The sequence below is a fragment of the Pseudoalteromonas sp. TAP-3C genome (assembly GCF_059888565.1).
The window spans coordinates 196148-215226 of the sequence record NZ_CM187618.1; the positions used below are offsets into that span (position 1 = coordinate 196148).

At 39.4% G+C, this 19079-nt stretch carries 18 protein-coding genes; 12 read left to right on the forward strand and 6 right to left on the reverse strand.

The window, feature by feature from the left end; all coding sequences use genetic code 11:
* Nucleotides 1-182: 182 nt before the first annotated feature.
* The 4 genes from aroK to AC6H44_RS00870 are packed head-to-tail and all read left to right on the forward strand — an operon-like array spanning nt 183 to nt 4023.
* On the forward strand, nt 183-701 hold the full coding sequence (gene aroK, locus AC6H44_RS00855; protein WP_500736907.1) for a shikimate kinase AroK: 519 nt from the start codon (nt 183-185) through the stop codon (nt 699-701).
* 29 nt (nt 702-730) lie between these two features.
* Complete coding sequence (aroB, locus tag AC6H44_RS00860; protein WP_500736909.1) at nt 731-1801, forward strand: 3-dehydroquinate synthase; 1071 nt, start codon at nt 731-733, stop codon at nt 1799-1801.
* Nucleotides 1802-3118, forward strand: a complete 1317-nt coding sequence (locus AC6H44_RS00865) for an SPOR domain-containing protein (RefSeq protein ID WP_500736911.1) — start codon at nt 1802-1804, stop codon at nt 3116-3118.
* Between the two features lie 53 nt (nt 3119-3171).
* Entirely contained in the window at nt 3172-4023 is an 852-nt protein-coding gene (locus AC6H44_RS00870; RefSeq protein WP_500736913.1) for a Dam family site-specific DNA-(adenine-N6)-methyltransferase, read from the forward strand.
* On the opposite strand, the gene AC6H44_RS00875 is transcribed toward AC6H44_RS00870, so the two are convergent.
* Both AC6H44_RS00875 and AC6H44_RS00880 read right to left on the reverse strand, forming a co-directional pair.
* Entirely contained in the window at nt 3986-4171 is a 186-nt protein-coding gene (locus tag AC6H44_RS00875; protein WP_500736914.1) for a DUF2970 domain-containing protein, read from the reverse strand. The two genes, AC6H44_RS00870 and AC6H44_RS00875, sit on opposite strands and share 38 nt — an antisense overlap.
* 3 nt (nt 4172-4174) lie before the next feature.
* Entirely contained in the window at nt 4175-4474 is a 300-nt protein-coding gene (locus AC6H44_RS00880) for a hypothetical protein (protein WP_500736915.1), read from the reverse strand.
* Nucleotides 4475-4763: 289 nt separating this feature from the next.
* On the opposite strand from AC6H44_RS00880, the gene rpe reads away from it, so the two are divergent.
* The 4 genes from rpe to AC6H44_RS00900 all read left to right on the forward strand — a co-directional run bounded on the left by rpe (nt 4764) and on the right by AC6H44_RS00900 (nt 8293).
* On the forward strand, nt 4764-5447 hold the full coding sequence (gene rpe, locus AC6H44_RS00885; RefSeq protein ID WP_500736916.1) for a ribulose-phosphate 3-epimerase: 684 nt from the start codon (nt 4764-4766) through the stop codon (nt 5445-5447).
* Nucleotides 5447-6112 carry a phosphoglycolate phosphatase gene (locus AC6H44_RS00890; protein WP_500736918.1) on the forward strand — a complete coding sequence of 222 codons (666 nt, stop codon included), beginning with the start codon at nt 5447-5449 and terminating at the stop codon, nt 6110-6112. The genes rpe and AC6H44_RS00890 overlap by 1 nt, the downstream gene beginning before the upstream one ends.
* 33 nt (nt 6113-6145) lie before the next feature.
* Nucleotides 6146-7150, forward strand: a complete 1005-nt coding sequence (gene trpS, locus AC6H44_RS00895) for a tryptophan--tRNA ligase (RefSeq protein WP_500736919.1) — start codon at nt 6146-6148, stop codon at nt 7148-7150.
* 399 nt (nt 7151-7549) lie between these two features.
* A complete protein-coding gene (locus AC6H44_RS00900) occupies nt 7550-8293 on the forward strand; it encodes a hypothetical protein (protein WP_500736920.1) in 744 nt (247 codons plus the stop codon).
* An 88-nt stretch (nt 8294-8381) separates the two neighbouring features.
* Here AC6H44_RS00900 and AC6H44_RS00905 read toward each other — a convergent pair whose 3' ends face one another.
* Entirely contained in the window at nt 8382-9050 is a 669-nt protein-coding gene (locus AC6H44_RS00905) for an RloB family protein (RefSeq protein ID WP_500736922.1), read from the reverse strand.
* A 1-nt stretch (nt 9051) separates the two neighbouring features.
* On the reverse strand, nt 9052-10362 hold the full coding sequence (locus AC6H44_RS00910; RefSeq protein ID WP_500736923.1) for an AAA family ATPase: 1311 nt from the start codon (nt 10360-10362) through the stop codon (nt 9052-9054).
* A gap of 328 nt (nt 10363-10690) precedes the next feature.
* Between AC6H44_RS00910 and AC6H44_RS00915 the strand changes: the two genes are divergently transcribed.
* The 4 genes from AC6H44_RS00915 (at nt 10691) to AC6H44_RS00930 (ending at nt 15561) form a co-directional block, all read left to right on the forward strand.
* Nucleotides 10691-11185, forward strand: coding sequence for a GNAT family N-acetyltransferase (locus AC6H44_RS00915; protein ID WP_500736925.1), 495 nt, complete (start codon nt 10691-10693; stop codon nt 11183-11185).
* 853 nt (nt 11186-12038) lie between these two features.
* Nucleotides 12039-13652 (forward strand): IS1634 family transposase, encoded by a 1614-nt coding sequence (locus AC6H44_RS00920; RefSeq protein ID WP_500736926.1) that lies wholly within the window; start codon nt 12039-12041, stop codon nt 13650-13652.
* A 908-nt stretch (nt 13653-14560) separates the two neighbouring features.
* A complete protein-coding gene (locus AC6H44_RS00925; protein ID WP_500736928.1) occupies nt 14561-15163 on the forward strand; it encodes a sphingomyelin phosphodiesterase in 603 nt (200 codons plus the stop codon).
* A gap of 26 nt (nt 15164-15189) precedes the next feature.
* Nucleotides 15190-15561, forward strand: coding sequence for an exonuclease/endonuclease/phosphatase family protein (locus tag AC6H44_RS00930; RefSeq protein WP_500736930.1), 372 nt, complete (start codon nt 15190-15192; stop codon nt 15559-15561).
* Between the two features lie 29 nt (nt 15562-15590).
* Here AC6H44_RS00930 and AC6H44_RS00935 read toward each other — a convergent pair whose 3' ends face one another.
* Both AC6H44_RS00935 and uvrA read right to left on the reverse strand, forming a co-directional pair.
* Nucleotides 15591-15902 (reverse strand): hypothetical protein, encoded by a 312-nt coding sequence (locus AC6H44_RS00935; protein WP_500736931.1) that lies wholly within the window; start codon nt 15900-15902, stop codon nt 15591-15593.
* A gap of 240 nt (nt 15903-16142) precedes the next feature.
* Entirely contained in the window at nt 16143-18968 is a 2826-nt protein-coding gene (uvrA, locus tag AC6H44_RS00940) for an excinuclease ABC subunit UvrA (protein WP_500736933.1), read from the reverse strand.
* Between the last annotated feature and the right edge of the window lie 111 nt (nt 18969-19079).

Sequence of the window (19079 nt, forward strand, 5' to 3'; positions counted from 1 at the left end):
CAAAGTGCTTTTTTGTTAACCAGTGAGTGATTATTTGGTTTAATTACTCGTTATATGGCTTTTTATCCTAATTGACTTGAAATACCCGACCAATTGCTGAGATAATCCCTTTCTTAATTTTGGGGCCAGGTCGTTAGGCGGGGTTTTATTTCAAATTTTAGAGTTCGTTTGTACTAAAAGATATGGCTGAGAAACGTAATATATTCCTAGTTGGCCCCATGGGGGCTGGCAAAAGTACGATTGGTCGTCACATCGCTGACCAATTACACCTTGAATTTGTTGATTCTGATCAAGAAATCGAACGTCGCACGGGCGCAGATATTGCCTGGGTGTTCGATCTTGAAGGTGAAGAAGGCTTTAGACTTCGTGAAGAATCTGTTATTGGCGATTTAACCGAAATGCAAGGTATTGTTCTTGCTACCGGTGGTGGTTCAGTAATGAGTAAAGAAGTCCGAAATAAGCTTTCGGCTCGTGGTATTGTTGTATACCTAGAGACACCCATAGAAAAACAAGTTGCACGTACGCAACGCGATAAGCGTCGCCCATTATTGCAAACAGAAGAAGCACCTCGTGATGTACTTGAGCGCTTAGCAGAAGAGCGTGAACCATTGTATATAGAAATTGCTGATTTTGTTGTTCGCACTGATGAGCAGAGCGCAAAAGTTGTTGCTAACCAAATCATCGAGAAATTGGATTTTTAAAAGCCAGTATTAAAAAGGAATAACTCTGCATGCTTGAATTAACTGTTAATTTAGACGAGCGAAGTTACCCTATTTATATTGGTCAATCTGCACTTCAAGATACAGGCCGCCTAACCCGTCATATTGGTGATTGTCGGCCTATCATCATTACTAATGATACTGTTGCACCCTTGTATTTACAGCCGTTGCTTGAATCATTAGCACAGCTAAACCCACTACATTTTATTATTCCAGATGGTGAGCAATATAAATCACTCACTTGGTTTGAAAAAATTTCGGCATTTCTACTTGAGAATAATTGCGGTCGCGACACCTGTTTAATTGCACTCGGTGGTGGCGTTGTCGGTGATTTAACCGGGTTTGTTGCCGCTTGTTATCAGCGTGGCGTGCCTTTTATTCAAATACCGACCACGTTATTATCGCAAGTTGATTCTTCTGTTGGCGGCAAAACAGCAGTAAACCATCCATTAGGCAAAAATATGATTGGGGCTTTTTATCAACCTCAAGCTGTATTTATTGATACGCGTTCGTTGCATACTTTGCCAACACGCGAGTTTGCAGCGGGGATGGCTGAAGTTATTAAGTATGGGCTGATTTACGATACTGAGCTGTTTTCTTATTTAGAGCAACATGTCACTCAATTACAACAGTTAGATGAAGCGTGTTTACAGCACATAATTTTTAGGTGCTGTGAAATTAAAGCGCTGATTGTTGCACAAGATGAAAAAGAGCAAGGTCTTCGAGCGCTGTTGAATCTAGGGCATACGTTTGCTCATGCAATAGAGGCTCAAATGGGGTATGGCGTATGGCTGCATGGTGAAGCAGTTGCAACAGGTATGGTGCTTGCTGCCAAACTTGCTTACACTCGCCAAGATTTAACCCCCGACGATGTAGAGCGTATTACTAGATTAATAGCACAGTATAACTTGCCAATTGAAATACCAAACGGCATGACCAGTGAGCAGTTTTTACTGCATATGCGCAAAGATAAAAAGAACAAAAAAGGCACAATCCGATTTATTTTACCCACCCAATTTGGCCAATGTGCATTAGTAGATGATGTATCTGATGACCAAGTCAGAGCATTGATCGAGCAATAAATGCAGTCACAAATTTTACCAAGCCGTGCGGCTTTGGTGGATAGAATCGCCCTGCAATTTGAATATGGTCAAAACTTGATTGTTTTGTTAGGTACCTCTGGTTTAGGTAAAAGTTATTTACTTGAAACTTTTATTACTGACAAATATAGCGATTTTAATAAAGCATTTGTACAAGTTGGCGCGCAATTAACTGACGTACAATTAATGACTCAGCTACTAGAACAAAGTTTTAGCGCCCCTTTAATTGACCACAATTTAAGTTTATCGCAAAACTACTATCACTTAGTGCAACGACAGCAGTGTGGCGCGTGTTTGTGGGTTATTGATGGTGGTAGGCATCTATCTGATGAGCTGATAGCAGAGCTGGAACTGTTATCAAAAAATGCGCCTAATGTGCTTTATATTATGATTGCCTCACAATCTACATTGGCATTTAAAAGTGTGGTGAATATTCACCTAGAGCCACTAAATTTAGTTGAAAGTAAACAATTAATGAAAGGGTATTTTACTAACTTACCTTATGATGAAGACCCGGTTTTTCAAACCTTTTTAATTGAAGCCCAAGGTAACCCGAGTTTATTATTAGCATGGCAGCCTACAGAGCAAGTTGCAGATATTATCGTAAAAGATAAAGTGTCATGGCGGCTACAGTTACTGACATTATTACTGATAATTATGCTATTAATTATCGGCCTTGTTTACAAAGCTGATATGACCCAGTGGTGGAAAAACGCTAATCGTCAAAGCACCGAACAAGTCACTGCAACGGCTATTACAACTAAACAAGCGATTGAAAATAAACCACAGCAGGTTGTTGCGTCGGACGATGTTACATTACCAGCGCCAATAATTAACGAGCCAACACAACAAAGCGCTAACAATGACGTGTCTGCCATTGTCGATAGCCTAACAGAATCAGCCGCGGTGGTTAAACAACTAAAACCAGCACCGCCGTTAACTGAAGAAAAAGCCATTAGCATACCAACAGCGACAAAACAGCAAAGTCAAACAGTAAAAATACCCAGTAATTGGTACTTAGCACAACCTGCAGATAATTTTGTTATTCAGCTATTAGCGGTAACACAGCAGCAAGTGGCCACTGAGTTTATAGCAAAAAATAAACTACAAAGGTTAACTCATACCTATCAAACTAAACGAAATGATAAAATGTGGTGGGTGGTAACAACAGGCAGTTTTGCTAATTTAAATGAGGCAAAACAAGCACTGCAAGCACTTCCTGCTGAGGTCAGAATAAATAAACCTTTTTATAAAAAAATGAGCAAAATAAAACAAGAAATTGCACGAGTTGATCAGTAAATTTGCTGGCTTTAGTGTAAAATCGCGCAACACCGAATTGAAGTAAAGAGCCAATGCAGCAAAAGAGTAGAGCCTTCCTTAAATGGGCTGGCGGAAAATACAGCCTAGTTGAAGATATTAACGCGCGACTAAATCAAGCAAGTAAGCATGCAGATACCTTGGTTGAACCTTTTGTTGGCGCGGGCTCCGTGTTTTTAAATAGCAATTTTAAACACTACATACTCAACGATATAAATGCTGATTTAATCAATTTATACAAAGAGCTTAAACGTTCGCCGGATGAGTTTATTAGTGATGCTAAAAAGCTGTTTGTTGATTTAAATAACCACAGTGATGCGTATTACGATTATCGCGTGCAGTTTAACCAAAGCCGCGATGTGTACGAGCGAGCCATTTTATTTTTATATATGAACCGCCATGGCTATAACGGATTATGTCGTTATAACTTAAAGGGTATTTTTAATGTGCCTTTTGGTAAATATAAAAAGCCTTATTTTCCCGAAAAAGAAATGTACTTTTTTGCCAGCAAAGCGCAACAAGCAACATTTACCTGCCTAGGCTACGATGACGTATTTAAATTGGTGCCTAAAAATGCGGTGATCTATTGCGATCCGCCTTATGTGCCGTTAAGTAAAACAGCATCGTTTACCTCGTATGCTAAAGGCGGGTTTAACTTAGATGATCAGGCCAATTTAGCCAACTTGGCTGAGCAAGCTGCATTTGAGAATAACACCCCTGTTCTTATTTCAAACCATGATACGACGTGGACACGCAAAATTTACAGCCAAGCATCACTGGATAAAATTCAGGTTAAACGTACAATTAGCCCAAAAGGCGGTTCACGAAATAAAGTGGATGAGCTAATGGCTATGTACTTAGCACCGAAGTCACGGTTGCATAAATAGCCAGTACAAATAATACAAAAAGCACCACAGCAATGGCTATTAGGGTAATAGGGGAGTGGTGCTTAAAGTCTGTTTTGCGTTTATCTTCAGATTGAACACCAAAAAATGCAGCCAGCACACTTTGTAACGCACTAAAAAAATGCTGCATTAATTAAAATAAAGGCTTAATAGAAGAGGGCTTGTGCTTGTCATCAGTGCCTGTTAATAACTCTAACAAGTCTAAATAATGAAATTGAGCACTGCGGCTATCGCCGGTTAACCAAGACACCCAAGAAGAGCTTTCTTCAAGTTCAATACAACGATTTACGCCAGTATTAACAGCCTTGATTTGCTCTTTATGAAGACAAGTATTGGCTAAGCTTACATCTTGCTTAGTATTTGAGCAAAGCGACGTTGCCCCAATAATAACACTTACCGACGTGATTAATATTCCAATTTTAAAAGCACGCATATATAAACCTAACTATTTAGTATTGAAAAGAGCATAGCAAAACCTGCTTAAATAATACACTTTATTTTTGTAGTGTTTATTGTATTTTAAATACTTAGTGGCACCCGCTTAAAAACAGGCCCTGTTTTAAATTATAAAAGACTCACCCCCTGAGTATACCCCTTTGTCATGAGCACTAACAATAAGGCTTGAGCGCGACTGATTTGGCGCTATTTTTAAAGGTGCTACTTGGGTAACTTCGCTAATTAAGTTACATTAACGCCATAAATTATTGATTAACGGATTAGCGATGCTCAATTGCGAACAAAAATACTTAATAGCGCCCTCTATTTTATCTGCCGATTTTGCACGATTAGGCGAAGATGTCGACAAAGTGTTAGCCGCAGGGGCTGATGTCGTCCATTTTGATGTAATGGATAACCATTATGTACCTAACTTAACCATTGGCCCAATGGTATGTAAAGCACTTCGCGACTACGGGATAAAAGCGCCGATTGATGTACATTTAATGGTAAAACCGGTAGACAGTTTAATTCCACAATTTGCGCAGGCGGGTGCATCAATTATTACCTTTCATCCAGAGGCGAGTGAGCATATTGACCGCACCTTGCAGTTAATAAAAGATCAAGGCTGCCAAGCTGGTTTAGTGTTTAATCCTGCTACGAGTTTAAGTTACCTTGACCATGTTATGGATAAAATTGATGTGATTTTATTAATGTCGGTAAATCCGGGGTTTGGTGGGCAAAGCTTTATTCCACAAACGCTTGAGAAATTGCGCGAGGCAAAGCAACGCATTGTTGATTCAGGGCGAAATATTCGTTTAGAAGTTGATGGCGGCATTAAAGTAGATAATATTGCCGCGGCGGCTGAGGCGGGGGCAGATATGTTTGTGGCCGGCTCTGCTATTTTTAATCAGCCTGATTATAAAACCGTGATTGATGAAATGCGCCAACAATTAAACAGTGTTAAATAATGAAATACGAGGCGGCATTATTCGATTTAGACGGCACGCTAGTTGATAGCGTGTACGACTTGTACATGGCCTTAAACTTAACGCTTAGCGACTTAGCATTCCCAATTGTTAGCCAGCGGTTAGTTGAAAGCTGGGTAGGTAATGGCATTGAAGTGTTAGTTAAACGTGCCCTTTGTGGCGATATGCACATTAGCGAGCACCTTGACGAGGCGTTAAGCGAACGGGCTACTAATCTATTTTATCAACATTACAATGAGCAGGTTGGAGAGTACAGCGTGTTGTACCAGCATGTTGAAACTGGGCTGGCGGCATTAAGTGGTATGCGCAAAGCCTTGATCACTAATAAAGCCCGCCAATTTACAGAAAAGCTATTAGATAAGCTGGCTTTACGTCATCATTTTGAAGTAATTATATGTGGCGACGACATGGCAAAAAAACCGTCTCCTGCGCCGCTTTTATTTGCCTGCGAAGCGTTAAATATTTCGCCTGATAAAGCCATTATGATTGGCGATTCAAAAAGTGACATACTCGCGGCACAAGCAGCTAATATTGATGTGATAGCGCTTACTTACGGGTATCATCAGGGTGAGCAGTTAGCGGACTATAATCCGCAGTACCTATGCGATAACTTCTTAGCTATAATACCCGCACTAACACAGCGTTAAGCATTTTTAATTAAGTAAAAATAAAGGAAAATCATGAGTAAACCAGTAGTATTAAGTGGCATGCAGCCAACCGGTGGTATGACAATAGGCAACTATGTTGGTGCTATTAACCAGTGGGTTAAGCTACAGGAAGAATATGATAGCTACTTTATGCTTGCAGATTTACATGCAATAACCGTACGTCAAGATCCAGCGTTATTACGCGGTCGCGTACTCGACGGCGTTGCGTTATACACAGCATGTGGCATTAATCCAGAAAAAGCGGCATTATTTGTACAATCTCAGGTGCCTGAGCATGCGCAACTTGGTTGGGTATTAAACTGCTATGCGCAAATGGGCGAACTTAACCGCATGACCCAGTTTAAAGATAAATCGGCCACGCATGCCAATAACATCAATGTAGGTTTATTTGCTTATCCGGCCTTGCAAGCCGCCGATATTTTATTGTACCAAGCAGATAAAGTACCGGTAGGTGAAGACCAAAAGCAGCACCTTGAACTAACGCGCGACATTGCAACGCGTTTTAATAATGTGTATGGCGATATTTTTACACTGCCACAGCCCTATATTCCTGAGTTTGGGGCGCGAGTAATGAGCCTACAAGATCCACTGAAGAAAATGTCTAAGTCAGATGAAAATCCAAATGGCTTTATTATGATGTTAGACGAGCCGAAAAAAATCGAGAAAAAGCTTAAAAAAGCAGTCACCGATTCTGACGAGCAAGCCCGTATTTATTTCGATCGAAGCGAAAAGCCAGGCGTCTCTAATTTACTTACACTGCTAAGTGTTGCCACTAAACGCCCCATTGCAGAGTTAGTTCCTGAATACGAAGACAAAATGTACGGCCACCTAAAAAAAGATACAGCAGCAGCTGTTGTGAGTATGATAGAGCCAATTCAAGCGCGCTTTAAAGAAATTCGCGAAGATCAAACCTTACTAAACAACATCATGAAAACAGGGGCTGAAAAAGCCAGCGCCCGCGCTGAAAAAACATTAAAAGCGGTGTATGATGCAGTTGGGTTTATTCCACGCCCGTAACGCTTGTTAATAATCAATCAGATAAAGCCAGATAGTCATAACCATAAAGAACATCTGGCTTTTATTTATAACAGTAACCCCCGCTAAGTTTCATTAACGCAAATAAAGTAGACAGCTATACGTGCCTGTATTGTTGTCGTAATAAAGAAGCAACCGAGCATCCCCTGTTTGATTAACTTTTTTAACGGTTACCAAGTCTATATACCTACTGATCAGCAATATAATTTAAATAGAGAACGCATTTTCTCTTTTATGGATAGCTTAAGTACTAATAAAAAATTATATATAGCAATGCATTACGTTATTTGTTAAAAATGATTTATTAAATACATAAGCGTGGCATCGGCAGAAATATGCGCGATGAGCGCACTATAAATGTTATGTCTCTAAAGGAAGCTCATGAGTAAAGTTAGGATTAAGCTGGTATTAATAGGACACTTGCCTTTAGAGTTCCAGCCAAAGAAAATAAAAAAATGGACCTCTAAGACTTTCGAGGTAGTCGAAGAAGTCGATAATTATGCGCTTCGTTGTGATTCTGACGGTTCAGAGTGGGAGTTTTCCGATAGCGCAGTAACAAGACAGCTCCCAAAGCAATTCAATGCTGACTTCATGATCGCCATTGTAAATGTTCCTATTGAAGATAACTGGTACTCGCGAAGGCTTGAAAATAATCAAATTGTATTTACTTTCCACGAAATCAAGGACATTCTCGAGCATTACAATATACCAATAGAAAATGTTGTTTATCGTTTGCTATACGCATACACGCTGCTATTTAGACGTGCAGGAAACCGAATCCCTGATTTCGATGAAGTACCCGGCTTTACTCATGATGAAACTCGTGGATGTCTCTTTGACATGAATGGCATAAAAACCGATTTGGTTGCTTCGTGTCACAATCCGCAAATATGCGATGAGTGTCAAGAGAGACTAAAGCAGGAAAAAGTTTCAAAGTCTGATATTGAAAATACCCAAAGCGACATTAGACGCATCAAAAAAGATTTGTATTTCAGAGTGCTTGGCCATGTAAAAAAGCACCCGATTACAGCACTTGCTATATCTAGCGTGTTTGCTCTAACGCTTGGCATTGTAAGTTCTATTATTGGTTCATTTGTTTACGCATATATCAAAAGCAGCGTATGAAGCAGGCAAGACATAACAATCGCAGTCACGGCGACGTCTTTTTCGTTGGGGCTTCGCCTTCACTATAAAGTCGCGCGTGCTGGCGGCGTTAGCCGTTTTGCAAATTTTGGAGGTAATCCACTAATTCGTGAATATGAGTCGATGGATTATCAGTAAAATTGTTTTCGACTTCAATTAAAGCTCGTTGTGCATTTTGCTTAGCAAATTCAAGTTGATGTAGTAATGCACAAAATATCTTTTCATCTCCTTTAGAATATTCAGGCATTACTTTTTTTAATTCTTTTAATACTTCGTTTGAAATACTTGAGTTACCTGAAGCACTAAATGGTTTTGTTGTATATTGAAAGTGGAGTAATAACCAATATTCAAAACAAGGAATTGAAACAATATGAAAAAATAAACCCGCTGGTTTTTTTAATGCTATTTTAGCTTTCATTTCTTCATAAGTTTCATGGGAATCTTTATCAAAAACACAGTAAATTCGGTCATAGCCATCTCCCTTATCCTGTTCAGTTTTTGCTAAGTTTTCAGCTCTTTTAAGAACACTTTTAGGGCTAGAGCCACATGAACCATCAATTTCAACATTTGCAGAATTTAGTTTGTAATAATTTACAAGCTCAGTGAAGTAATTCGGTTCTGTTTTTTCACCTTCACAAACGATAAGAACTTTGTCATATGAAGAACGTCTAGAAGCTCTACGTTTAAGATCTCGAGTAGCTTTCGCTTTTCTTTTATGTTGCAAATCCTCTGACCCCATTTTACGCTCCTAGTTTATTAATGTTCTTAATAAATGGTAAAGCGCCATATCTCCCTGAAAGATAGCTCACCTCTAAATTTTCACGTTCTTTTCTAGGGCTAAAATCAGTTAAAGGGTAAATAGAAGTTTCTTGATGTTTATTTTTTTCACAAAACCAGATTTGATCGCGTCTAAATACATCTTGATTTAGAATAGATGTTTCATGAGTTGTAAAGATCAATTGAGCATTTTTAGGGTTTGTTTTGGTGCTGTGAAAAAGGTTCACTAAATATTTAACCATCTTAGGATGCAAATTATCATGTAGTTCATCAACAATTAAAATATATCCGTTTTGAAGGATATCGATCCAAGGACCAGCAAAAGAAAAGAATTTTTGTGTACCATCAGATTCTTCTGAAAAGTCTAAAGGAACTCTCTTACCTGATTTTGTTTTATGTACTGTCTTAATATCAATTACTTCCTTTCCTTTCATCTCTTTTGAGATTTGTTCTTTTACAATATCGGGTAGTTCATCAGGAAGAGATTTAGGATTAAACTTCTCAGTTTCAATTTCGATATCATCAATATTAAAATCAGCAGACTGTAAAAAATCTAAAACTTGTTTTTTTGTTTCATCATTTTCACACAAAGATGCGGTATAACTAGGTCCCCAACCACTAACATTAGTCGGACGTAATTTTTCTTTAAACCAATTAAAAATAGGTTTAAGTTGCTCACTATTTAATTGAACAGCCGTGGATAAAAATAAAGCATTAGAGCGGGTGGAGTTCATCCACACACTTTTTGTACCTAACAAGTGCTCACTAAATTTATAATCATATTGATCATTTTTTGTATCAAAAACTCTAGAAAACCACCTCTGAGGTCTAGCTTTAGGATATGCAATTAGCCACTCTTCTAACACTTTATATTTTGTAGCCAAAAAACCATATTGGAACTTAATCCCTTCACTAATAAAAACAACTTCAAACTCAGAAGCTTCATTCATTGTTTCTTCGTCAAAAAGGTAAGGCGTGATTGGTAAAGAGTCTCCTTCTTGGGTATTAGAAGAGGAGTTTCTAACAATAAACTCCATATCCATTAATGCTCGGATTATGTTTGATTTGCCAGCAGCATTCGCACCATAAATAACAGCCGAACGAAGTAGAGAAGTATTAGTGGCTTCTGGCAAAAAAGAGTTATCTTTTTCTAACTCATCACCTTTTGCTTTTACCATGCTAAATACTTGCCTCTCTTTAATAGAGCGATAGTTTTTAACTGTAAATTCAATTAGCATTTTTAAGGTATTCCATAGTATTATTTCTAAAGTCATGTTAGCACTAACCTGCAATAGGCTGCCAGTTTTATGTGGTTTTTTGACAAAAAAATACAAAATACCGACTTAAAACGGCTAGCAAGTTGCTTAAACGGACAAGAAAGTTGGCTTTTGCTCGTCCCTCGCTAATTTTAGCCAGCAATTTTTCGCCGCTTAGCAAAGCGTTGAGGCTGTAGAATTACTCTTTTTTAAGAAAAACAGTTTGTTTTATGGGTTTCAAATGCATTACCTAATACTTTAAAAACGCTTAGAGTTAATTTCAGGAACTCGTTTTTTAATTGAATTTGGCTGTTGGAGTTATTCTACAGCCTCGTTAGAGGTTAAAATGAACATAGTACTCAGAAAATTAAATAAAACAGATTTACCAGCATTTTCTATGCTTTGGCAATTTTATCAATATCACCAAAGTGCTTTTGATAATGAAGATATCGATAGTACTGGGCGATTTGATATTGATGAAGAATACCTTAGCGATGTTGCTCTGGGTGAAGAAGACTGTAACGCTTACCTAATTGTTGTTAATGATATTATCTCGGGCTTTGTAACTGTGGAGCCAACAGAAATATTAGCGCGTGAAATGCCTGAGTTGTCAGATATTTTTATCTTACCTAAATATCGCTCTAAAGGTATCGCTTTGCATGTTGTCCGCCAGTTAATGTTAAATAACGTATTGAATTGGCATGTGTCTGTTTATGAAAATGACCGAGACGCACTAAAATTTTGGGAAACACTTTTTGCGAAATTACCAATTAGGGACGTGTTAAAGGTTGAACCCCCAGAAACTGAAGGCTTTCATGAATATGTTGTAACAAATACTTAAAATACGATGAGAATTACACTAAAAGAAATATTAAGTGCAAATAATGAAGCAATATGCGACTTAGATGTCACGGATGAGCATCAGGACTATGTTGCCAGTAATGTGTGGTTATTGGAGTGATAAATTTAGATGTGGCAACGAATGAAATAGTTCGAACGAGTTAGCGGCCTAGCTTGCTGCATCAAATCAATGAGTTAACCTGCTTAACTGCTCAGGCTTGTCGCGACTGTGCGTAAGAAAAATATCATTGCTTAATGGTTAAATATTCGGTTTAATAATCACATAATAAACGCTGAGTAACGCAGGGAAAGCTTAAATTATAATAGGTAGGCTTATTAAATTAGCTGATTTAGCTAGAGCCTCTAAAAAGCCTTTCTATATATAAAGTCCATAGCATAAACAACACCAACTCTGACACACCGAGCAGGTAGCGCCTCAATCCAACAAGCGACACTACAACACAAACAGCGTGTCGCATAAATACTAAAATGTTAGGCTTTATGTCTTCGCTTCTCGTAAATTTTCTTCATTAAATTATTATAAATAATCATTACCTTGCTGTTTTCTAAATGATTCTGGTAAATTCATATTTTTCTCCATTATCATCATAATTATATTTATATCAGATGTACCTTTTTCTTTCTCTGCATTATATAACTCAATGTTATCTTTTTTATATTGTTCAGCTTCATTTTCCCATTTATGTACACTTGTTATTGTTGATCTGTCATTCCGCACCCTAAATCTGAATTAAATTAGTTCATTAAATGAGCGGTTGATCGAATTTTGTTAAAAAATACTTGACGGCGATCCCCATATTTGATCTATTACTCTCTTTTGAGAGCGCGTATTTATGTCTATCCCTTATGCCCAAAAACTCGAACACCACGGCTTAGTTGCTGGATTTTGTCACGATCTAGGTTTTGTCGATATTATTGATAACGCACTCGGTGGCGTGGCGCCTGAGCGCAACATCAGTTGTGGTCAATTAGTGTTGGCTATGGTGCTAAACGGCCTAGGTTTCACTGGCCGCACACTGCATATGTACAGCGAGTATTTTCAAGGCAAGCCGCTTGATAGATTAATTGGTGAAGGCGTAAAGTCCGAGCACATCAACGACGATGCGCTTGGTCGCTGTTTAGACACCTTATATGAATACGGCGTATCGAAGCTGTATCAGCAATTGGGTGAGGCGGTGGTAGAGAAATTAGGGTTACAAACCGAAGCTTTACACCTTGATTCAACAAGCTTTCATTACGATGGCAAAGCGACAAGCGAGCCTGATGATGACGAACCAAAACCTATCCGTATCGCGAAAGGTTATTCGCGCGACCATCGCCCTGAGCTCAACCAAGTGATACTCAATCTTATCTGTGAGAACCAGTCAGGCATTCCGGTTTATATGAAGCCTGCCAGTGGCAACAGCAATGATATGGAAGGCTTTAAACAGATTGTAAAGGCACATATTGGCAGTTTAAAAGCCGCGCAAGCCAGCCGCTACTTTGTGGCCGATGCCGCCTTGTATGTGCAAGAAACCATTAAAGATTTACATACTCAAGGCCAACTGTTCATTACGCGGGTACCGCAAACCCTCAAAGAAGCTAAAACCCTTGTTAAGCAAGCCCCTAACTTGAATTTTACCCCTATCTCACCAGGCTATGAAGGCGTCAGTTATGACAGTGAATACGGTGGTGTGAAACAAAAATGGCTACTCATTCGCAGTGAGCAGGCGTATAAGCGAGAGCAGCATAACCTGAACAAGCGTATGCTAAAAGCCGGAGAAGTTGCCCGTAAAAGCTTTAAAAAACTGTGCCAACAACGCTTCGCTTGCGAAAAAGACGCACAAAGCGCCCTTATAAAATGGCGAGGTAAACAAGCGGTATGTGATGTGGATGCACATGTTGTTGAAGTAGCCATTTTTAAGGGAGCAGGACGCCCTAAACTCGGACAATTTCCTGAACGTATCGAATACCAGATTGCGGGTGCATTATGCACACCACTGGCATCCAGAGAAGCCGCTTTACAACAACTGGGGTTATTTATTATTGCCACCAATGATGTGAGCGACCACCTTGATATGGCCAGCTTGCTGAGCAGTTACAAAGCGCAGCAAAATGTGGAAAAAGGCTTTCGCTTTTTAAAAAGCCCGGACTTTTTAACCAGCGCCATTTACCTTAAAAAGCCTGAACGCATTGAAGCCTTACTCATGGTGATGACCTGCTGCTTAATGGTGTATGCAGGGCTGGAGCACCAAATCCGTAAAACCTTGGTGGAGAAAGACTGCTACTTCCCCACGATGAAATACAAGCCGGGCCAACGCCCCACGGCACGCTGGGTGTTCCAGTGCTTCGAGCATATCATCATCATGTACATACCAGATAAACCACCCATAGTGGCGAATATGCAACCGCGCAATCAAACCATTATTGATTGCTTGGGTGAAAAATATCAGCGGATTTATTCTTAAAATGGGTGCGGAAGATCGGGTTGATGCTTTGTTAATTAAATCACCATTGCTATAACGAGTTACTGAAATATTCCCACTCTCTGAAATAGTTGATATATCAACGCTCATCAAAAAATCTGAATGAGCTAAATCTTTAGCAAGAGTTTTTGCGTAATCAGGATCATTTCTAGCATTACCAAGCATTCTATTCATACGTTCTATATTTTCTGATTTAATATCTTGACTTATAGATAAATTGCTACCTGCTTCACTGATCGTTACAGTATCTCGATTTGATTTTTGTTGAATTTTCTCCGTTGTTGTTTGTTGATTACTGTAATTAACAAGTATATTTTGTTGTTGGCTTATTCCATTAATATTCATATCCACTCCAAGCAATAATTATCATTGTTTAACATTGTGAGCATTTTTGATGCCAACATTAAATTAACGTACAAGTAGGTATGTTTTTTATGAAATAAGTATTATTAGGTAGGGAAATAGGACAGGTAGAGGAAAATAGGACAGGCACAAAGTAGGAAAATAGGACAGGCACAAAATTTTTTGTAGAATTAAAAGTATTAACTAGCAAGCCGTAGCTACGTTGTAAAAGGGTATAAAGTACAGGTTGGCAGGGTTTAGCATCAGCCTTTAAAAAATAGATTTTTCAACAAAGTTAAGCACCTAGCTTACTTTTATTTGCTCGCCTTTTTGTCTGCCATTCAGCAGGTTTATTAACAATACTGTCTTAAAAAAGCCTTACAAGCTCAAAAAAAGCTTCATATAAATAGCGCTTTAGTGCAATTAATCTGACACTTAGAAGCGTTACCGTTACCCTTCGAGATTTTCACTATATACCGTTTAATCGTTTTATAAGCGATTAAATACTATAACTAAAATTATAATACTGTGAATTATTGGAGGGGAAAATGAAAATAATAAAGCAAGCCGTGGCAGGTACTTTGATGATGTTGAGTGCACATAGTATGGCAGGCTCACTTAATGTGATGGCCTATAATATTATGCAGTTAAATGTACAAGATTGGGATCAGGCTAACCGCGCGCAGCAATTACCTGATGCTTTAATGTCGTTAAACGATAACCCAGATATTATTTTAGTCAGTGAAGTATTTAATGACAAAGCAGAGCAAGCGTTGGCTACATTAGCTACCCAGTACCCTTACCAAACGGCTAATGTTGGGCAAGACTGCAAAGGCAGCGGTTGGGATGCGCTAACGGGGAGCTGCTCAAGTAGCCCGTTTGTTATTCGAGGCGGGGTGGTTATTCTTTCTAAATACCCCATAATTTCACAAAAGGCTCATGTGTTTAATAATAGCCTAAGTGGCAGTTGGGATTATATGGCAAATAAAGGCTTTGCCTATATTGAAATAGAAAAAGATGACCAGCGCTACCACTTAATTGGCACTCATTTACAGGCTTCTCATGATGATAACACTGAAGAAGCGCATCAGGTGCGTATGGGGCAGCTTAGTGAAATTCAAGATTTTATTGTGGCTGAAAATATACCGTAAACGAGCCTATCATCATAGGTGGTGATATGAACGTTGAGTGGAGCAAGCAGCATGAAGTGGCTGATATGCTTGAAATTGCACGCGTAAAGTTGAACTTTAAAACGCCTGCTGTTGGTTCATTCTCGGCAAAATATAACTGGTTCACTAAAGCAAATGCTTATTATTTTCAGTATAGCCTCGATTACAACGACACACTCGATTATGTATTTTGGCATCGCGATCATAAACAGCCAACTAATGCAGCAAATATGACGGTTCGATACCTTAAAGCAAGTAGCAAGGAATATTGGCATTATTTAAAAGGAAGTTGGAATTTAAGTGATGGTCATTACTATCATGATGGTTATTACAATGAGCTATCAGATCACTATCCTGTACAAGTTAACTTTGATTTTTAACAATTATTTATATTCCTAGCTTAATGATTTCAATTAGCAGCCTTAAATGCAGGTGATTCACACGCCTTTACAATAAATGAATAGCCATAATGCATCGTACTATCAGGGGTTATTTCAACAATTTCGTAATCATTAAGCTCAATTGCCTTACTCTCTTTCGATTTTTTACAGCGAGAGTAGCTGTCTGCTTCATAGCTATAAGCAAACATAGCAATTAAGCGTTTACTGCGTTCAAAGTAGCCTTTGGTATCTAAAAATTGCTTAACTGATTGGGTGTTATCATCTTCGCCACTTAAGCTAATCCCAAAGGCTTTTGTTTTTGCTTCTTCATTTTCTGACATGGGGAGTTTTCTTTCTATTTGCTCACTCAATTTTTCTATAGCTTGCTCTTGTTCGGCGGGTGATTTAATAGAGCTTTTGCGCGGTGTTAAGGTTAAACCATATGCTTTTTATCTGGCTTAGTAGTTTAATTTTGTGTGGCTGCCAGTTTTTTTGCTGTTGTTTAAACTGCTTATTAGCGCGCCACTTTACAATTTTATAATACCTTAACACCGATTTTCCTTATCTAAAGTGTATTTGCGCTATTTATTTAATAGCTGTTTTAAATAATGCCCAGTATGTGAGCGCTGACATTCAGCCACGTCTTCTGGTGTGCCTGCTATGAGTATTTCACCACCACCGGCTCCGCCTTCAGGGCCTAAGTCTATAACCCAGTCAGCTGTTTTAACCACGTCTAAGTTATGTTCAATAACCACAATGGTGTTACCGTGATCGCGTAAGCGATGAAGTACCACAAGTAGCTGCTCTATATCTGCAAAATGTAGTCCCGTGGTTGGCTCATCCAAAATATATAAGGTTTTGCCGGTGTCACGCTTGGAAAGTTCACGAGCGAGTTTTACTCGTTGTGCTTCGCCGCCCGAAAGCGTAGTGGCAGCTTGCCCAAGGCGAATATAAGATAATCCGACATCTATTAATGTTTTTAGTTTGCGTGCTATTGCGGGTATTTTGTCAAAATAGTCGTGAGCGTCTTCAACGGTCATGTCGAGCACTTGATTAATGTTCTTACCTTTATATTGTACTTCTAAAGTTTCTCGGTTGTAGCGTTTACCTTTACACACATCACACGGTACATAAACATCAGGTAAAAAATGCATTTCTACTTTTATAACGCCATCGCCTTGGCACGCTTCACAACGCCCCCCTTTAACATTAAAGCTAAAGCGACCAACTTTGTAACCACGTGAACGAGCTTCTTGAGTGCCTGCAAATAGTTCACGAATACCCGTGAAAATACCGGTATAAGTAGCTGGATTGGAACGCGGTGTGCGGCCAATAGGGCTTTGGTCAATATCAATTACTTTATCAAAGTGCTCAAGTCCTGCAATTGATTTGTAAGGTGCCGCTTCTGCAGTGGTTGCGCCGTTAAGTTCGGTGTGAGCGAGTTTAAATAGCGTGTCGTTAATGAGTGTTGATTTACCTGATCCAGATACACCCGTGATACAGGTCATTAGTCCAAACGGTATTTTTAAATCAACATTTTTTAAGTTATTACCGCTAGCACCAAATAGTTCTAACCACTTATCATTTGTGGCATGGCGTTCTTTAGGGACTTCAATTTTACGTACACCGGATAAAAACTGCCCAGTAATAGAATCTTTACTGGCTAAAATATCATCCCGTGTACCTTGAGCAATAACATAACCGCCATGAACGCCTGCACCCGGGCCAATATCAATAATATGATCAGCGGCGCGAATGGCATCTTCATCATGTTCTACAACAATAACGGTGTTACCTAAATCGCGTAAATGCACTAAGGTTTTTAATAAACGGTCGTTATCGCGCTGGTGCAAACCAATAGATGGTTCATCCAACACATACATAACACCAACCAACCCAGCGCCAATTTGGCTCGCCAAGCGAATACGCTGCGCCTCACCACCAGAGAGGGTGTCGGCACTGCGCTCAAGTGATAAGTAATTTAGGCCTACATTAATTAAAAACGATAAACGGTCGCGGATTTCTTTTAAAATTTTCTCGGCAATTTGGCCTTTTTGCCCAGTTAGGTGTAAGCCTTCAAAAAAGCTCATGGCTTCGCCAATGCTCATATGCGTTATGGTCGGTAAGTTAGTTTGACCAATAAATACGTTGCGCGCTTCTTGGCGCAGACGCGAACCTTTACAGCTAGGGCATGCTTGGCTTGTTTGGTACTTGGCTAGCTCTTCACGTACCGAGTTTGACTCTGTTTCGCGGTAGCGGCGGTTCATGTTATTTAACACGCCTTCAAATACATGATTACGAGTAATTAAATCACCGCGGTCATTGCGATAATTAAATGCAATTTTAGTATCACCTGAGCCATCTAGAATGATTTTTTGATGTTCTTTTGCAAGCGCTTGATAAGGCACATCTAAATCAAAGTCGTAATGCTGGGCAACCGCTTGTAGCATTTGGTAGTAGTAAAAACTACGTTTGTCCCAGCCTTTAATTGCACCGCCAGCTAAACTTATTTCAGGGTTGTGAACCACACGATTAGGGTCAAAGTATTGCCTCACACCTAAACCATCACAACTTTGACAAGCCCCGGCTGGGTTATTAAATGAAAACAAGCGAGGTTCTAGCTCGGTCATCGCATAGCCACAGGTTGGGCAGGCAAAATTAGCCGAAAACAGCATTTCTTCTTTGCTGCTGTCGTCCATAAAGGCAATATTGGCAACGCCACCAGACATTTCAAGCGCCGTTTCAAACGATTCGGCGAGGCGCTGTTGTTGACCGTCTTTTACTTTAAAGCGGTCTACTACTACTTCAATGGTGTGCTTTTTATGTAAGTCTAATGGGGGTGGATCGGATAAGTCGCATACCTCACCATCAATACGCGCACGAATGTAACCTTGACTTGCAAGTTGCTCTAACAGTTTTACATGTTCACCTTTGCGGTCTTTAACCACAGGGGCAAGCAGCATTAACTTAGTGCCCTCGGGAAGCGCCAATGCGGTATCGACCATTTGGCTAATTGTTTGTGCTGCCAAAGGTAAGTCGTGCGTCGGACAGCGAGGCTCGCCAACGCGGGCAAACATTAAACGTAGGTAATCGTAAATTTCAGTAATGGTTCCCACGGTTGAGCGTGGATTATGCGACGTTGATTTTTGTTCGATAGAAATAGCAGGGGAAAGGCCTTCAATATGATCTACATCGGGTTTTTCCATTAATGACAAAAACTGCCTTGCATAAGCAGAAAGTGATTCAACATACCGGCGTTGCCCTTCTGCATACAGTGTATCAAATGCAAGTGATGACTTCCCTGAACCAGATAAACCAGTAATAACGATTAGTTTATCACGTGGGATGGTTAGGCTGATGTCTTTTAAATTGTGCGTGCGGGCGCCTCGGACTTCAATGTTTTCCATGCTATCTCGTTTATTGCCAAAATTATTTATTCAGTATCGCATAATACGCTGCAATATTAATCCTTGATCATTGAAAAAATCCTTAGTTATTGACGATTAATTATTGCCAAG

Bases quoted from the DNA above. Each gene is read 5' to 3' on its own strand.
- aroK (WP_500736907.1), top strand. From the start codon at position 183: ATGGCTGAGAAACGTAATATATTCCTAGTTGGCCCCATGGGGGCTGGC.
- aroB (WP_500736909.1), top strand. From the start codon at position 731: ATGCTTGAATTAACTGTTAATTTAGACGAGCGAAGTTACCCTATTTAT.
- AC6H44_RS00865 (WP_500736911.1), top strand. From the start codon at position 1,802: ATGCAGTCACAAATTTTACCAAGCCGTGCGGCTTTGGTGGATAGAATC.
- AC6H44_RS00870 (WP_500736913.1), top strand. From the start codon at position 3,172: ATGCAGCAAAAGAGTAGAGCCTTCCTTAAATGGGCTGGCGGAAAATAC.
- AC6H44_RS00875 (WP_500736914.1), bottom strand. From the start codon at position 4,171: ATGCAGCATTTTTTTAGTGCGTTACAAAGTGTGCTGGCTGCATTTTTT.
- AC6H44_RS00880 (WP_500736915.1), bottom strand. From the start codon at position 4,474: ATGCGTGCTTTTAAAATTGGAATATTAATCACGTCGGTAAGTGTTATT.
- rpe (WP_500736916.1), top strand. From the start codon at position 4,764: ATGCTCAATTGCGAACAAAAATACTTAATAGCGCCCTCTATTTTATCT.
- AC6H44_RS00890 (WP_500736918.1), top strand. From the start codon at position 5,447: ATGAAATACGAGGCGGCATTATTCGATTTAGACGGCACGCTAGTTGAT.
- trpS (WP_500736919.1), top strand. From the start codon at position 6,146: ATGAGTAAACCAGTAGTATTAAGTGGCATGCAGCCAACCGGTGGTATG.
- AC6H44_RS00900 (WP_500736920.1), top strand. From the start codon at position 7,550: ATGAGTAAAGTTAGGATTAAGCTGGTATTAATAGGACACTTGCCTTTA.
- AC6H44_RS00905 (WP_500736922.1), bottom strand. From the start codon at position 9,050: ATGGGGTCAGAGGATTTGCAACATAAAAGAAAAGCGAAAGCTACTCGA.
- AC6H44_RS00910 (WP_500736923.1), bottom strand. From the start codon at position 10,362: ATGACTTTAGAAATAATACTATGGAATACCTTAAAAATGCTAATTGAA.
- AC6H44_RS00915 (WP_500736925.1), top strand. From the start codon at position 10,691: ATGAACATAGTACTCAGAAAATTAAATAAAACAGATTTACCAGCATTT.
- AC6H44_RS00920 (WP_500736926.1), top strand. From the start codon at position 12,039: ATGTCTATCCCTTATGCCCAAAAACTCGAACACCACGGCTTAGTTGCT.
- AC6H44_RS00925 (WP_500736928.1), top strand. From the start codon at position 14,561: ATGAAAATAATAAAGCAAGCCGTGGCAGGTACTTTGATGATGTTGAGT.
- AC6H44_RS00930 (WP_500736930.1), top strand. From the start codon at position 15,190: ATGAACGTTGAGTGGAGCAAGCAGCATGAAGTGGCTGATATGCTTGAA.
- AC6H44_RS00935 (WP_500736931.1), bottom strand. From the start codon at position 15,902: ATGTCAGAAAATGAAGAAGCAAAAACAAAAGCCTTTGGGATTAGCTTA.
- uvrA (WP_500736933.1), bottom strand. From the start codon at position 18,968: ATGGAAAACATTGAAGTCCGAGGCGCCCGCACGCACAATTTAAAAGAC.